Raw genomic sequence first — 14,763 nt, forward strand, 5'->3', positions numbered from 1 at the left:
GAGGTGTAGAGGATGAACAGCGGATCTTCGGCATTCATGGGCTCGCACGGACAGTCGGCGCTGATGCCGCATTTGGCCTCGCCGTATCGGACGTCGCGGCCCTCGACGATCGGGATGTCGGCATTGGTGTGGGAGACGATCAGCACCGTCTCGACAACGCTCGCGCCCGGCCGTTCCAGCGCCGCATCGACATTGGCTTTCAGGGGCACCCGTTTACCGCCGCGCAGGCCCTCGTCGGCGGTGATGACGACCTTCGAACCGCAGTCCTCGATCCGGCCCGCCAGGCTGTCGGGCGAGAAGCCGCCGAAAACGACGGAATGCACCGCGCCGATGCGGGCGCAGGCCAGCATGGCCACGGCCGCCGCCGGGATCATCGGCAGATAGAGGGTGACGCGGTCGCCCTTCACCACGCCAAGGCCCTTGAGCACATTGGCCATGCGGCAGACTTCGGCGTGCAGCTCGCGATAGGTCAGGCCGCCGGACTGGGTCGGCTCGTCGCCCTCCCAGATGATCGCGGTCTCGTCGCCGCGGGTCTCCAGGTGCCGATCAAGGCAGTTGTAGGCCACGTTCAGCACACCGTCGCCGAACCAGCGGATGCGGAAATCGGCCCTGTCGAACGACACGTCCTTGATGCGGGTGGGCGGAGTCGTCCAGTCGAGGCGGCGCGCCTGTTCGCCCCAGAAGGCGTCCGGCGTTTCACGGGCCGAGTTGCGCGCCAACTCATATTCGACAAGTCCTATCCGGGCGCAAGTCGCCCATCGGGGTGCAACAGGCAGTGATGAGGGATGTTCTACCATTAAACCGTCTCCAAGGCTGGCTGTCTCTGGCGCACCGTGTCCTGTCTCAGGTCGCGGCTAGCGTGTACCAAGGATTCGCTTGATGCGCGCTCTGGCAAATCCGAGGTTCAAGGGACCGGATATCGCGATGAGTCGCCGCGGGTCTGAGGCTGATTGCGCCGACCCGGACGTGGACTCAATAGCTTCCCATCCTGCGTCATTCTCGGGAAAAGGCTGACTCAAGCTTTCCCGGGCCGGATCGGGTGGACGACCTACAGAGGGTTCACAACGCGCCGATGTCGGCGGGTCGGGGCCGTGGAGGGGAACAGACAGGACCATCATCGGCCATGATCTTTGGCAAATTTGCGCGGCGTTTGTCGTCAGGTATGGCCGGTCCCTCAGCCTTGGGATAAACGTCCATCTAAAGGTGAACTCGGAGCTAAATGGCGTTGGGCAAGTTGAAGCATCGGATACGAACGACGGCCCAGCGATTTGGCGTCGATCTCAGGCGGGTCGTGCCGGACGATACGGCGCTCTACGACCGACTCTATCCTCACGGTCGTTTCTACAACGTTGGCGCAGGCTCGTTTTTCCATCCTCGGTGGATCAATCTGGACTATGTTTCCGATTGGTACAGGGACGATCAAAAGAACGTCATTCATTGCGATCTCATGTCGGATGATCCTCTGCCGATCCCCGATGCGTCAGCCGATGTCATATACACAAGCCACACCATCGAACACGTCAAGGATGACGCGGTGGACCGGTTGTTCCGCGAGTCATATCGCGCCCTGAAGCCGGGCGGATTTTTGCGCGTGACCACGGGACCCGACGCTGACACCGACTTTGCGGCCATGCAGCGCTCCGATGAGGACTGGTTCTATTGGGACAAGGCTTATGATCGGCCAGGAACCTTTGAGACCATGCTCCACGCGCCGGCCACTTCAGTGCCCTTGGAAGAGCGGTGGCTGCATCACGTCGCGACCATGCTGGCGCCAAACGACCTTTCGCCTTCGGTTCACAAATTTGATGCCGTTGAGATTCGCCGCATAATCGCCGAAAAGGGCAAGATCGGTGCGCTCGACTACTTTACCGGGTTGACCGAATGGCGAGGCGACAGACCCGGCAATCATGTCTCGTGGTGGAGCCACGACAAAATCGCGGCATTCATGCGCAACGCGGGCTTCGCCGAACCTTATCGATCTGGCTACGGGCAATCGGCCTGCGCCCCACTCAGGAACACCCTGTATTTCGACAACACTCATCCGCAGATGAGCGTCTATGTGGAGGCCGTACGGTAGCAAAGCCCGCAAACCCTGCGAGACCCACGCTCGCGACCGGCGTGGGATTCTAGCTATCGATTGGCACCCGCGAAGCCGCGGCGCGGCACGGGAAGCCCTAGGTGTCCTGTCCCGGAGTGTGGGGGAATCAGTCGAGCTGACCCTTCATTCCGAGCGACACTATGGGCCAGATACTCCTCGGCAGCGCCACGACCACGCACGCAGTCCGAGCTGCGATACAGCGATCGAAAGCTCCGCTCAAAGAGCTAGCGCCGCGGCACGGGTTCAACCACAAGACCGTCGCCAAACGGCGCAAGCGAGCCTTCGTTCATGACGCGCCGATGGGCCCCAAGACGGTTTGATCGACGGTTCTGACGCCTGAGGAAGAAGCCATCGTCTTCGCCTCCGCAGGCATACCCTGTTGCCGCTGGACGACGGCCCTTACGCGTTCCAGGCGACGCTGCCGAACCTGACCCGGTCGTCGCATCACCGCTGTCTGAAGCGCCACGGCATCAGCTGCCTGCCCGAGATCGCCGGCGACAAGCCCACCAAACAGCCGTTCAAGCGCTATCCGATCGGCTACTTCCACATCGACATCGCCGAGGTCAGGACCGACGAGGGCAAGCTGCACCTGTTCGTCGCCGTGGACCGGACATCCAAGTTCGCCTTCGCCCAGCTACACCCCGCCGCCAACGTCCAGGCCGCCGCCGACTTCCTCAAGGCGGTGATCGAAGCCGTGCCCTACAGATCCATACGGTGATGACCGACAACGGCGTGCAGTTCGGGGACATGCCCCAGCAACGCTCCGGCCCCGCAGCTCGCTAGCGGGTCCACAAGTTCGACCGCGTCTGCCTCGAACACTGCGCCGAGCACCGCTTCACCAAGCGCAATCGTCCTTGAACCAAGAGCCAGGTCGAGCGGATGAACCGGATGCTGAAGGAAGCCACCGGCCGCCGCTATCACTACGACAGCCACCGACAGCTCAGGCAGCACCTCGTCGCCATCCTGGACGCCTACAACTTCGCCAAGCGGCCCAAGACCTTACAAGGTCTCACGCCCTACGAAGCCATCTGCAAGGCGTGGGCTGACGAACCAGACCGCTTCCGATACGATTCAATCCACCTCACTTCGGGACCGAACAACTAGCCGCCCAGGTCCACATCCTTCCGATCACGGATGAACAGATAGCCGACCACCACCGTCACCAGCGCCACCACCACCGGATACCAGAGGCCGTAGTAGATATTGCCCGTCGCGGCGACCATCGCGAAGGCTGTGGTGGGCAGGAAGCCGCCGAACCAGCCGTTGCCGATGTGATAGGGCAGGGACATGGAGGTGTAGCGGATGTTGGTGGGGAACATTTCGACCAGGGCCGCCGCGATCGGGCCGTAGACCATGGTCACATAGATCACGAGCACGAACAGGATGGCGACGACGAGCGGCTTGTTGACCAGGGCGCTGTCAGCCCTGGCAGGATAGCCGGCGGCGGCCAGGGCGGCGCCGAGTCCGGCTTCCCATTCGGCCTTGCGCGCGGCGAAGTCGGGGCGGGGCAGGGCCGCGCCGTCGAAACTGGTCACGACCACATGGCCGATGCGGACCTCGGCCGTCGATCCCGCCGGGGCGGCGATATTGGCGTAGGTGACGCCGGCCTTGGCCAGATACGACTTGGCCAGGTCGCAGGAGCTGTCGAACACCGTCTTGCCCACCGGATCGAACTGCAGGGCGCAGTCGGCCGGGTCGGCGTGCACGCTGACCGGGGCGCTGGCGGTGGCTGCGGCCAGCTGCGGATTGGCCGCCCCGGTCAGGGCGTGGAACAGCGGGAAATAGGTCAGGGCCGCCAGCAGACAGCCGACGAGGATAATCGGCTTGCGGCCGACCTTGTCTGACAGCCAGCCCCAGAAGACGAAGAAGGGCGTGGCGAGCAGCAGGGAGATCGCGATGAGGATGTTGGCCAGTGGGCCATCCACCTTCAGCGTCTTCTCGAGGAAGAACAGGGCGTAGAACTGGCCCGTATACCAGACCACGGCCTGACCCGCGGTCAGGCCGACGAGGGCCAGCAGCACCAGTTTGAGGTTCGGCCACTTCCCGAAACTGTCCTTGAGCGGCGTCTTCGAGCCCTTGCCCTCCGCTTTCATGCGGGCGAAGGCCGGGCTCTCGGCCAGTCTGAGGCGGATCCACAGCGACACGCCGAGCAACAGGATCGAGACGAGGAAGGGAATCCGCCAGCCCCAGTCCTTGAAGGCCTCCTCGCCGACGGCGGTGCGCACGCCGAGTATGACCAGCAGGCTCAGCATCAGGCCGGCGGTCGCCGTGATCTGGATGAAGGAGGTGTAGAAGCCGCGCTTTCCGGGCGGCGCGTGTTCGGCGACATAGGTGGCTGCGCCGCCGTACTCCCCGCCCAGGGCCAGGCCCTGCAGCAGCCGCATGGCGATGAGGATGGCGGGCGCTGCAATGCCGATGGCGGCGTAGGAGGGCAGCAGGCCGACGACGAAGGTCGACAGCCCCATGAGCAGCATGGTGACGAGAAAGGTGTTCTTGCGCCCCCAGAGATCGCCCAGCCGGCCGAAGAAGATGGCTCCGAACGGTCGGACCGCGAAGCCGGCGGCGAAGGCCATCAGGGCGAAGATATAGCCGGTGGTCTCGTTGACGCCGGAGAAGAACTGGACGGTGATGATCGCCGCCAGCGAGCCGTACAGATAGAAGTCGTACCACTCGATCACCGTTCCGACTGAGGAGGCGAGAATGACCAGCCGGTCGTCGCGGTCGACGGCAGGGTCCCCGGCGGCGGCGCAGTCGGTCATATGGTCTCTCCCCCGGACTCGTTTGCCGGGAGCCTAGACCGGGACGGCTGAAAGCGCATCGGCCCTGTGCAACCGTCTCCGGGGGCTGGCCGGAGCAGGGCGCTGCCGTTGACTCCGTGGTTTATCTGCGCCTCGCTGCCGGCCAGAGAGGGGGACGAAATGACCGACCACGACCTTTACCGACGCCAGCTGGTCGAGCGCTTGGAGCGCGAGAAGCGCGCGGCGCAGGACGACATCGTCCGGGCCCAGGCGGACGAGGCGCGGGCGCGCGCGAAGGTGGCCGAGAAGGATGCGGCCATAGCGAGCGTCCTCGCGGCCCGTGCGCCCCAGGACGACGAATGCAGGCGGTGCCGGTTCGAGTTCGGCCGGACCTCGGTCCTCAGGCCCATGCCCTCGAAATCGAAGGTCGCCCGCTTCCAGTGCGCGCTCTGCGGCGCGGAGGAAGAGCGGGCCTGAAGACGGAGGAGCGCGGGGCGGGCACAGGAAAAAGCCCCCGCCGCTTGCGCGACGGGGGCGATTCCTGAGGCCGGAATGGCCGGAAAGCTTAGTCGCTCTCGCTGTCGTCGTCGGTGGCCACGACGATCAGGGTGATCAGGGCGGCGCCGCCGAGCAGCAGGACAGCGATCGGCACGCCCGCGAATTCGCTCGAGTCACCGGCCTGGGCGCCGACACGGTCGCCGACACGGACGGTCGCGCTGTTGTTCTGGGCGACGGCCTGACCTGCGACAAGCAGGAGGCCGGCTGTGATGGCTGCAATGGTTTTTTTCATCAGTCAGTCTCCGGGTTGGGTAGCAGTTAATGCGTCTGCATAGCCGAGGTTGCATACAGAAATGTGAATGGCCAGCCCCGCCTTTCAATCTGTCCACGATCTGGCGCACCGATTGAGATCGCGCCCCGCTCATATGGACGTATCTGTGACGTTCAGAACACAGGCTTGCAAGGCTCGCGTCCACAACTGCAGGTCGTCAAGACTAGCGGATCGCCGCCGCCCCGCGTCCGCCGGCCACAGCTTTCACCTCATGCAGAGAGGTCATGGCGTTGTCGCCCGGGGTGGTCATGGCCAGTGCCCCGTGGGCCGCGCCGTAATCGACGGCGATCTGCGGCCCGAGGCCGTTCAGGAAGGCATACGCCATCCCCGAGACGAAACCATCGCCGCCGCCGACGCGGTCCAGAACCGCGATCTCGCGCACCGGCGTGGTATAGCGCTTTCCACTGGCCCACAGCACCGCGCCCCAGCGGTTGACCGAGGCCGAGACCGGGTCGCGCAGGGTGGCGGCGAAAATCCTGACGTTGGGCAGGTCGCCGGAAGAGCGGGCGACGAGGGCGTCGAACGGCGCGGCGTCGGCCTGGTCCGCGCGGGCCGCGTGGCCGCCGACGCCGAGGCAGGATTCCCAGGCGTATTCGTCGCCGATCAGGACGTCGGCCAGGCCGGCGATCTCGCGGTTGACCCGTTGAGCGGCGTCCGGATCGGGATGGCTGGACCACAGACTGGCGCGGTAGTTGAGGTCGTAGCTGACGATGACGCCATGGCGTTTGGCGGCCCGGATGGCGGCCAGGGTGGTCGCGGCGGTGCTCTCGGACAGGGCTGCAAAAATGCCGCCGGTGTGGAGCCAGCGCACGCCTTCGCCGCCAAAGAGAGCGTCCCAGTCGACCTCATCCGGCTGCATCTGCGAGGCGGCGGTGTTGGCACGGTCCGAGGCGCCCAGCGCGCCGCGCACGCCGAAGCCGCGCTCGGTGAAATTCAGACCCATCCGGGTATTGCGGCCGATGCCGTCGGCCTCACGCCACAGGATGTGGGACGTGTCGACGCCGCCCTGGAGGATCAGATCCTCGGCGAGGGCGCCCATCTCGTTGCGCGGCAGGGCGGTGACGACCGCAGTCCGCATCCCGAACGTCTTTCGCAGGCCTCGCGCGACATTGTACTCGCCGCCGCCCTCCCAGACCTGGAAGGACCGCGCCGTGCGGATGCGGCCCTCGCCCGGATCGAGGCGCAGCATGACTTCGCCCAGGGCGACGCAGTCCCAGCGGCAGTCTTCGGCCGGTCGAACGGCCAGCAGGTCGGTCATTTCATCAGCGAGGGCAGCCACAGCGAAAGCGCCGGGATGAAGGTGACCAGCATCAGCACGGCGACGCAAGAGAGCCAGAACGGCCAGATGGTCTTCAACGCCCGGGTCATGGGAATGCCGGCGATGGCACTGCCGACGAAAAGAACTGACCCGACCGGCGGGGTGATCAGGCCGATGCCGCAGTTGAGCAGCAGGATGACGCCGAACTGGACTGGATCGACGTCGAAGGCCTTGGCCACCGGCAGGAAGATCGGGGTGCAGATGATGATCAGCGGCGCCATGTCCATGAAGGTGCCGAGGATCAGCAGGATGACGTTGATCAGCAGAAGGATCAGGATCGGATTGTCGGTCAGGGTCTGCAGCAGGTCGACCATCATGGTCGGCACCTGCATGTAAGCCATCAGCCAGCCGAAGGCGCCCGCGCAGCCGATGATGAACAGTACCATGCCCGAGGTTCGCGCCGCGCCGAGGCAGGCGGCCTTGAAGGCGCTCCAGGTCATGTGGCGGTAGATCAGGCCGGTGACCACGGTGGCGTAGACCACGGCGATCGAGGCGCTCTCCACGGCGGTGAAGACGCCCATCCGGATGCCGGTGAAGATAATGCCGACCAGCAGCAGGCCGGGGATGGCGGCGACCAGCCGCACGGCGATGGTGCGGAAGCCGGGGAAGACCTCGGCTGCATAGCCGCGCTTGCGGGCGACGACATAGGCGGTGACCATCAGGGTCGCGGCGAGAAGCAGGGCGGGGATGATGCCCGCGGCGAACAGGTCCGAGATCGAGACCCCGCCGCCGGCCGCGGCCGAATAAAGGATCATATTGTGCGAGGGCGGCACCAGCAGGGCCACGAGCGCCGCCGAGATGGTGACGTTGACGGCGTAGTCGGCGTCATAACCGCGCTTCTGCATCTGCGGGATCATGGTGCCGCCGACGGCCGAGACGTCGGCGATGGCGCTGCCCGAGACGCCGCCGAACAGGGTCGAGCCCACGACGGTGACCTGGCCCAGGCCGCCGCGCACATGGCCGACCATGGAGGAGGCGAGGGCGATCATCCGGTCGGACAGGCCGCCCTTCATCATCAGTTCGCCGGTGAAGATGAACAGCGGGATGGCCAGAAGGGCCACCGAGGTGATGTCGGACCCCATCTGCTGGAACACGACGATCGGCGGCAGGGCCAGATAGAGGACCGTCGCCAGGGTCGCGGCCAGCAGGGAGAAGGCGACCGGCACGCCGATGGCCAGAAGGATGGCCAGAAGGCCGAAGAGGATGATGTATTCCATGCTCAGTCCTCCGCCTTTTCGGCGACATCCGGCGCGCGGTAGTCGCCGGTCAGCAGGCGCTCGATCGAGAACAGCAGGATCAGGGCGCCGCCGACACAGAGGCCGGCGAACTTCAGACCCGAGGGCAGGGGCGCTCCAGCCAGGGCGACCGGCCATTCATCGATCATCAGCGTTCCGCCGAGGACCATCAGGCCGGCGCCGGCGGCGGCGGCGATCAGGCGGGAAATCGACTTGAGCAGCCATTGCAGCGGACCCGGCGCCGCATCCCGGAAGGACTGGAAGGCGAAATGGGTCTCGCGCCGCACCGCGACGGCGGCGCCGAACATCACGGCGAAACTCATCAGCAGCAGGGCGAGCGGCTCGGTCCAGCCGGGGCTGTCGTTGAGCACATAGCGGGCGAAGACCTGCCAGGCCTGGATCAGGGCCATGGCCACGAGGGCAAAGCCCGCCAGTCCCATGGCCAGGTGGTCGAGGCCGTCGAGCGCGCGTGCGCTTCCGCGTCGAGGTTCAGACATGCAACGCCCTCCCTGAGCGCCGTGAGTTTGCGCGGCCGTTCAGGCGACCGCTGCGATCCGTTCGTGGAGCGCGCGCAGGCGCGGCTCGGCCAGGTATTTGTCCAGCACGGGCCGGACGGTGGCGGCGAAAGCTTCCTTGTCGACCTCGGCGACCTGGACGCCGGCGGCGATGACGGCGGCGCGGGCGTCGGCCTCGCTCCTGTCCCAGTCGACCCTCATGACCTGCACCGACCGGCGCGCCACGTCGCGGATCAGTTCCTGGTCCGCCGGCGTCAGGGCGTCGAAGCTGTCTTTCGACATCAGCAGGGCGTCAGGCGAGAACGAGTGTTCGGTCTGGCTCCAGTATTGCGCGACCTCGTACTGGCGGCTGGACTGATAGGCCGGCCAGTTGTTCTCGGCCCCGTCGATCAGATGAGTCTGCAGCGAGGAGAAGACCGCGCCGAAGGTCAGGGGCGTCGGATTGGCGCCCATGGCGCGGATGGAGTCGAGGAAGATGTCCGACTGCGGCGCGCGCATCTTCAGGCCGCGCAGCTGGCCCGGCTCGGTGACCGGGTGGCGCACATTGTAGAAGCAGCGCGGTGCGGCGTCGTAATAGGCCAGCCCGACAAGACCGCGGCCCTCGAACACATTGAGCAGTTCGGTGCCGATCCCGCCGTCGACCACGGCGCGGACATGCGACACCGAACGGAAGACATAGGGCAAGGCCAGCAGGCGGGTCTCGGGGAAGGCGTTGTTGAGGGCCGCGACCGCGACGCGGCACATATCGACCGCCTTGAAACGCGTCAGACCGATCGAATCGTCTTCATTGCCCAACTGGCCCGAGGGGAACTGGCGGATGCCGAGTCGGCCGTCCGTCAGCCGGCCGAGTTCCTCGCCCATCCATTTGACGGCGGTCACCGTGGGGAAGTCGCCGGGGTGGACATCGACGGCGTTGAAGATGGTCTGCCCATTGGCGGTCGCCCGCGGGGCGCAGGAGGCGAGGCCGAGACCGGACAGGCCGGCGAGGCCGAGGGTGCGACGGGTCAGGCTCATGCGATGGCTCCTGTCGCCGGGACCGCGACACAGTCGATGCGGCCATCGGGCCCGAAGTCGGCGGAGGCGGACTGGCCAGCGAAGATATCGTGCACGCCGGTGGCGGCGCCCGTCGAGACCAGTTGGCCCACTTCGAGCCGCCGGCCGCGCCGGTGAAGGAGGTTCAGGAGGAAGGCGAGTGAATCGAGCGGTCCGCCCGGGATCGATGATGCGCCGCCGCGCCCGATGACGATGTCGTTGATGGCCACGGTGCAGGTCAGGTCCGACAGGCGTTCGCGCCAGCCGGCGACCTCGGAGCCAAGGATCAGACCGGCGTTGTTGCCGAAATCCGAGGCCGTGACAGCCGGCCCATGTTCGTTGATGCCCGCGAAGGGGCTGCCGGCGATCTCGACCCCGATGAAGACGCGGGACACCAGCGGCGCGACCGAATCGACGGTCCAGTCGGCCCGGTCCGGCGCGGTCTCGCCCATCTCAAGCACATATTCCGCCTCGACCGCCGCGAAGCCGCCCTCGATCACGCCGAAGCGGGTTGGCGTGTGGGCCGCCGTCCAGACGTTCCGCGAGAAGATCGGCCCCGCCAGCCGCCCGGCGCCGAAGCGCGCATCGTGCGGGGCGTTGATCCGGCCCAGCTTCCAGCCGGCGATACGATCCGGCCAGGCGGCGATCGCCTCATCCTGGATGGCGTAGGCGGCCTCAAGCGATTCGGGCTGCAGGCCCGGATAGGCTTCGAGCGCACAGCCGCCGCGACGCGCGCCGACAAAGGCCCGCGCGACCGGTGAAACCGCTGAATTATCGTGTGCGTGGCTCACGCCGCCTCCCTGTTGCGGCAGACATTGCGCAGGAAGGAAACCGGTGTCAATTTGAATCCGGCGAAGCCTTTCCGGCGCCGCCCCGGCTCAAGGTCGCGACCACAGCGACCGTGCAATAGGATGGAATCATGACCCTGCTCCGCCTCGCCGCCCTCGTGGCCGCCCTCATCCTTCCGGCCAGCCTTGCCTCGCCTGCCGCTGCACAGCAGCCGGCGCCGATCGCTGCCGAAGCGCCGCTACCGGCGTTCCCGGGGGCACTGGGCTGGGCGGCCCAGACGCCGGGCGGGCGGGGTGGCCAGATCATCCGGGTCACCAATCTGGACGCCTCGGGCCCTGGCTCGCTGCGCGCCGCCATCGAGGCCGAGGGGCCGCGCATCGTGGTGTTCGAGGTCGGCGGGGTCATCGACCTGGGCAAACAGACCCTGGTGCTCCGGAATCCCTTCATCACCATCGCCGGCCAGACCGCGCCGTCGCCGGGCATCACCCTGATCCGCGGCGGCATCGACATCCGCGGGCACGACGTTATCGTCCAGCACATCCGGATCCGGCCCGGCTCGGCCGGTGGCGAGTGGATGAGCGGCTGGGACGAGGACGGCATCGCCACCGTCGGCGCATACAATGTCATCGTCGATCACTGCAGTCTGACCTGGGCGACCGACGAGAACCTGTCGGCCTCGGGCCCGCGCTTCACCGGCTCGACGCCTGAGGAATGGCGCCGTGGCACCAGCCACAACATCACCTTCTCGAACAATCTGAACGGCGAGAGCCTGGCCTATTCGACCCATTCCAAGGGCGAGCATTCCAAGGGCTCGCTGATCCACGACAATGTCACCGGCCTGCTGATCGTCGGCAATCTCTATGCCCACAACTATGAGCGCAGCCCCCTGTTCAAGGGCGGGGTTCACGGGGTGATCGTCAACAACCTGATCTACAATCCGGGTCCGCGCGCCATCCACTACAACCTCGCGCCGGAGGAGTGGGGGACCGTCCCGTTCGAGGTCGGCAAGATGACCGTGATCGGAAACGTGTTGCGCGCGGGCCCGTCGACGCCGGTCGACCAACTCGCCTTCATGATGATCGGCGGGGCGGGAGACGTGGAATACTATGGCCGGGACAACATCGCCGTGGATCAGGTCGGCGAGCCCATCCGCATGTTCGGCCGCTACACCACCAGTCCTGCCCGGATCATCCAGACGCGTCGTCCGCCGGTCTGGTGGGAAGGGCTGACGCCGATGCCCGCCGTGGACGTGCAGCGGGCGGTCCTGTCGCAGGTCGGCGCCCGACCCTGGGACCGCGACATGCGGGACGTGCTGCTGATCGCCGAGGTCGCGGAGGGCCGCGGGGAGATCATCGACCACGAGCGCGAGGTCGGCGGCTATCCGGCTGTGGTCGAAGCGACGCGCAAGCCGTTCAACCCCGACGACTGGGACCTGCGCTTCATGACTCCGCTGCGTGACGATGTGCTGGATCGCCCCGCGACCCGCCGCGGGACGTGACCGCTGACAGGGCGCGCGGCAAGGTCTAAGGACACCGTTCGGCCAGAGAGAATCCCTCAGTGAACGAGCCCAGACGGACCGGCGGCAAGCCCGCCACCATCAATGACATCGCCCGGCTCGCCGAGGTGTCGAAGAAGACCGTCTCACGGGTCATCAACAACTCGCCCTTCGTCAAGGAAGAGACACGCAAGCGGGTCGAGGCGGTCATCGCCGAACATGGCTTCACCCCCGACCCCCAGGCCCGGGGGCTGGCTTTCCGGCGGTCGTTCCTGGTCGGGATGATCTATGACAACCCAAGCCCGAACTATGTCGTCAACATGCAGCAGGGCGTGCTCGACGCCGTGCGGGGTTCCGGCCTGGAACTGGTCGTCCATCCCTGCAACAGGGCGAGTGACGCCTTTCTGGGCGACGTGCGGAACTTCATCGTGCGGCAGAAGCTGTTCGGCGTGGTCATGCCGCCGTCGGTGTCAGAGGACGACCGGGTGGTGGCCATTCTGAAGGAGGCGGACTGTCCCTATGTGCGGATCGCCTCGGTCTCGCTGGACGAACCGGCCTGTATGGTGGTGACGCACGACAGCCGGGGCGCGGCCCAGGCGGCGCGGCATCTGGCTGAACTGGGGCATCAGCGGATCGCGTTCATTTCGGGTCCGGACACCTTCCGTTCGTCGCACGAGCGGGGCAGGGGATTCGCCGAGGGGCTGGCCGAGCACGGGCTGGTGCTGGATCCCGCCTACGTCCGCCGCGCGGCCTATACGTTCGAATCCGGCGTCGAGGCCGCGACGGAACTGCTGGCCCTGCCGCAGCGCCCGACGGCGATCTTCGCCGGCAATGATGAGATGGCGATCGGGGTGATGAAGGCCGCCCGCGACGCCGGTCTGGATGTACCCCGCGACCTGTCGATCGTCGGTTTTGACGACCTGCCGATGGCGTCGCGCGTCTGGCCCAACCTGACCACAGTCCGCTTGCCGATCCGCGACATGGGCCGGATGGCGGCGGAGAAACTGACCGCCGGTCTGCGCGGCCTCGATCCCGCGACCCTCGTCCAGCCGGAGGTCGATCCGTCTCTCGTGGTCAGGGATTCGACGGCGCCGCCGAACCGCTGATACAGGCCCGTACCGGCCCTGAAACACGCATTTCAGGGAGCCTTTCCCGGCTAAGCTCGTTCCTTCCCGGCTCACAATCCCGAGCGATTGCCGAGAAGGCCAATGCCCGCCACGTCCAATTCCGCCTCGCCTCGAGTTTCGACGGGCGTTCCTGAGCTGGACACCATCCTCGGAGGAGGACTGACGGCCAACCGTTCGTATCTGCTTGAGGGCACCCCCGGCAGCGGCAAGACGACGATTGCGCTGCAGTTTCTGCTGGAGGGTGTGCGGGCCGGAGAGCCGGGGCTGTATATAACCCTGTCCGAGACGGCGGCGGAGTTGCGCGAAGTGGGCCGCAGTCATGGCTGGGCGCTGGACGGGATCGAGCTTTTCGAACTCGTCAGCGAGGACGGGCTGCACCCTGAAAGCGAACAGTCGATCCTGGATCCGTCCGAGGTAGAGCTTGGCGAAACGATTGCCGGCGTGATGGAGTGCGTCGATCGCCTGAGGCCAGCGCGGGTCGTGTTCGACAGCCTGTCGGAGATGCGCCTCCTCGCACAGAATTCGCTCCGCTACCGGCGTCAGATACTGGCCTTGAAGCAGTATTTCTCGACCCGCCAGTGCACCGTCCTGCTGCTTGACGACCGCAGCTCAGACCCCGGCGACCTGCAGCTCCACAGCATCGCCCACGGCGTGATTACCCTCGAACAGGCGGCGCAGGAGTACGGCTCGGAGCGCCGGCGTTTGCGGGTGGTGAAGATGCGGGGCGTCAAATATCGCGGCGGCTTCCACGACTTCGCCATCGAGACGGGCGGCGTCGCGGTGTTCCCGCGCCTGGTCGCGGCGGATCATCATGCCGAGTTCTCCGACGCGCTGGTCTCGACCGGAATTGATCATCTGGACGAAATGCTCGGCGGCGGTCTCTCGCCCGGAACCAACACCCTGCTGAACGGCCCGTCGGGCGTGGGCAAGACCACCACGGCGGTGTGCTGCGGCCTTGAAGCGATACAGCGGGGCGAGAAGGCCGCCTACTACCTGTTCGATGAGGGCGTCACGACCATGCTGGCGCGCTCCAGGGCCATGGGCATGGACCTCCAGCCACACATCGACAGCGGCATGCTGCAGGTTTTCCAGATTGACCCGGCGGAACTGACTCCGGGCGAGTTCGCCAGCTGGATCCGGCGGGCGGTTGAGCAGGACGGCGTGGGCTTCATCGCCATCGACAGTCTCAACGCCTTCCTGCAGGCCATGCCGGGCGAAAAATATCTGCTGCTGCAGATGCACGAAATGCTCAGCTACCTGAACCAGCAGGGGGTCATAACGGTGCTGATCCTCGGCCAGCACGGCATCGTGGGCGACGTGCGGTCCGAGATCGACCTGAGCTATCTGTCCGACACCATCGTCCTGTTCCGGTATTTCGAGTCGCGCGGCAATGTCCTGAAGGCCGTCTCGGTCGCCAAGAGTCGCACCACCGAGCACCAGTCCAGCATCCGCGAGTTCCGCCTCGCACGCGGCGGCATCCAGATCGGCGATCCGCTGAAGGATTTCGAGGGTGTCCTGACGGGGTTGCCCAACTATCGCGGCTCCACGCCCCTGATGTCGGCCGAGCCCGCCGTCGGCGAAGGATAG

At 66.2% G+C, this 14,763-nt stretch carries 13 protein-coding genes and 1 pseudogene; 6 read left to right on the forward strand and 8 right to left on the reverse strand.

The genetic code is table 11. The features are described 5' to 3' along the window. Positions 1-797, reverse strand: a 797-nt coding sequence (locus tag B3E43_RS08355) for an AMP-binding protein (RefSeq protein WP_414631346.1), incomplete at its 3' end; no start/stop codon positions are given. A gap of 422 nt (positions 798-1,219) precedes the next feature. Between B3E43_RS08355 and B3E43_RS08360 the strand changes: the two genes are divergently transcribed. Together B3E43_RS08360 and B3E43_RS08365 are read left to right on the forward strand one after the other, a co-directional pair. Further along, positions 1,220-2,077, forward strand: a complete 858-nt coding sequence (locus B3E43_RS08360; RefSeq protein WP_292028384.1) for a class I SAM-dependent methyltransferase — start codon at positions 1,220-1,222, stop codon at positions 2,075-2,077. A 161-nt stretch (positions 2,078-2,238) separates the two neighbouring features. Further along, positions 2,239-3,202 (forward strand): annotated as a pseudogene (locus B3E43_RS08365) (DDE-type integrase/transposase/recombinase). Here B3E43_RS08365 and B3E43_RS08370 read toward each other — a convergent pair. Beyond that, positions 3,199-4,857 carry an MFS transporter gene (locus B3E43_RS08370; protein ID WP_292028386.1) on the reverse strand — a complete coding sequence of 553 codons (1,659 nt, stop codon included), beginning with the start codon at positions 4,855-4,857 and terminating at the stop codon, positions 3,199-3,201. The pseudogene B3E43_RS08365 and the gene B3E43_RS08370 overlap by 4 nt on opposite strands. Positions 4,858-5,016: 159 nt before the next feature. Between B3E43_RS08370 and B3E43_RS08375 the strand changes: the two genes are divergently transcribed. Next, positions 5,017-5,313, forward strand: coding sequence for a hypothetical protein (locus B3E43_RS08375; protein WP_292028388.1), 297 nt, complete (start codon positions 5,017-5,019; stop codon positions 5,311-5,313). Between the two features lie 88 nt (positions 5,314-5,401). Here the strand turns inward: B3E43_RS08375 and B3E43_RS08380 are convergent, their stop codons facing one another. From B3E43_RS08380 to B3E43_RS08405, 6 genes are all read right to left on the reverse strand, one after another. After that, the gene (locus B3E43_RS08380; RefSeq protein ID WP_292028390.1) at positions 5,402-5,626 is read right to left on the reverse strand and encodes a hypothetical protein; all 225 of its coding nucleotides are present in this window, start codon (positions 5,624-5,626) and stop codon (positions 5,402-5,404) included. Between the two features lie 202 nt (positions 5,627-5,828). Beyond that, positions 5,829-6,923: a sugar kinase gene (locus B3E43_RS08385; protein WP_292028392.1), complete on the reverse strand. Its 1,095-nt coding sequence runs from the start codon at positions 6,921-6,923 to the stop codon at positions 5,829-5,831. Further along, complete coding sequence (locus tag B3E43_RS08390) at positions 6,920-8,200, reverse strand: TRAP transporter large permease (RefSeq protein WP_292028394.1); 1,281 nt, start codon at positions 8,198-8,200, stop codon at positions 6,920-6,922. The genes B3E43_RS08385 and B3E43_RS08390 overlap by 4 nt, the downstream gene beginning before the upstream one ends. 2 nt (positions 8,201-8,202) lie before the next feature. Continuing rightward, positions 8,203-8,715 (reverse strand): TRAP transporter small permease, encoded by a 513-nt coding sequence (locus tag B3E43_RS08395; protein WP_292028396.1) that lies wholly within the window; start codon positions 8,713-8,715, stop codon positions 8,203-8,205. 39 nt (positions 8,716-8,754) lie between these two features. Continuing rightward, entirely contained in the window at positions 8,755-9,747 is a 993-nt protein-coding gene (locus B3E43_RS08400; RefSeq protein WP_292028398.1) for a TRAP transporter substrate-binding protein, read from the reverse strand. Then, a complete protein-coding gene (locus B3E43_RS08405; RefSeq protein WP_292028400.1) occupies positions 9,744-10,556 on the reverse strand; it encodes a 2-keto-4-pentenoate hydratase in 813 nt (270 codons plus the stop codon). Before B3E43_RS08405 ends, B3E43_RS08400 begins: the two co-directional genes overlap by 4 nt. Positions 10,557-10,684: 128 nt before the next feature. Between B3E43_RS08405 and B3E43_RS08410 the strand changes: the two genes are divergently transcribed. From B3E43_RS08410 to B3E43_RS08420, 3 genes are all read left to right on the forward strand, one after another. Further along, the gene (locus B3E43_RS08410) at positions 10,685-12,052 is read left to right on the forward strand and encodes a pectate lyase family protein (protein WP_292028402.1); all 1,368 of its coding nucleotides are present in this window, start codon (positions 10,685-10,687) and stop codon (positions 12,050-12,052) included. Positions 12,053-12,111: 59 nt separating this feature from the next. Next, entirely contained in the window at positions 12,112-13,155 is a 1,044-nt protein-coding gene (locus tag B3E43_RS08415) for a LacI family DNA-binding transcriptional regulator (protein WP_292028404.1), read from the forward strand. Positions 13,156-13,257: 102 nt separating this feature from the next. Then, positions 13,258-14,763 (forward strand): ATPase domain-containing protein, encoded by a 1,506-nt coding sequence (locus B3E43_RS08420; RefSeq protein ID WP_292028406.1) that lies wholly within the window; start codon positions 13,258-13,260, stop codon positions 14,761-14,763.

It is taken from the genome of Brevundimonas sp. UBA2416 (genome assembly GCF_002343105.1).
Classification (GTDB): Bacteria; Pseudomonadota; Alphaproteobacteria; order Caulobacterales; family Caulobacteraceae; genus Brevundimonas.

Bases quoted from the DNA above. Each gene is read 5' to 3' on its own strand.
- B3E43_RS08400 (WP_292028398.1), bottom strand. From the start codon at position 9,747: ATGAGCCTGACCCGTCGCACCCTCGGCCTCGCCGGCCTGTCCGGTCTC.
- B3E43_RS08370 (WP_292028386.1), bottom strand. From the start codon at position 4,857: ATGACCGACTGCGCCGCCGCCGGGGACCCTGCCGTCGACCGCGACGAC.
- B3E43_RS08395 (WP_292028396.1), bottom strand. From the start codon at position 8,715: ATGTCTGAACCTCGACGCGGAAGCGCACGCGCGCTCGACGGCCTCGAC.
- B3E43_RS08385 (WP_292028392.1), bottom strand. From the start codon at position 6,923: ATGACCGACCTGCTGGCCGTTCGACCGGCCGAAGACTGCCGCTGGGAC.
- B3E43_RS08390 (WP_292028394.1), bottom strand. From the start codon at position 8,200: ATGGAATACATCATCCTCTTCGGCCTTCTGGCCATCCTTCTGGCCATC.
- B3E43_RS08375 (WP_292028388.1), top strand. From the start codon at position 5,017: ATGACCGACCACGACCTTTACCGACGCCAGCTGGTCGAGCGCTTGGAG.
- B3E43_RS08380 (WP_292028390.1), bottom strand. From the start codon at position 5,626: ATGAAAAAAACCATTGCAGCCATCACAGCCGGCCTCCTGCTTGTCGCA.
- B3E43_RS08420 (WP_292028406.1), top strand. From the start codon at position 13,258: ATGCCCGCCACGTCCAATTCCGCCTCGCCTCGAGTTTCGACGGGCGTT.
- B3E43_RS08360 (WP_292028384.1), top strand. From the start codon at position 1,220: ATGGCGTTGGGCAAGTTGAAGCATCGGATACGAACGACGGCCCAGCGA.
- B3E43_RS08410 (WP_292028402.1), top strand. From the start codon at position 10,685: ATGACCCTGCTCCGCCTCGCCGCCCTCGTGGCCGCCCTCATCCTTCCG.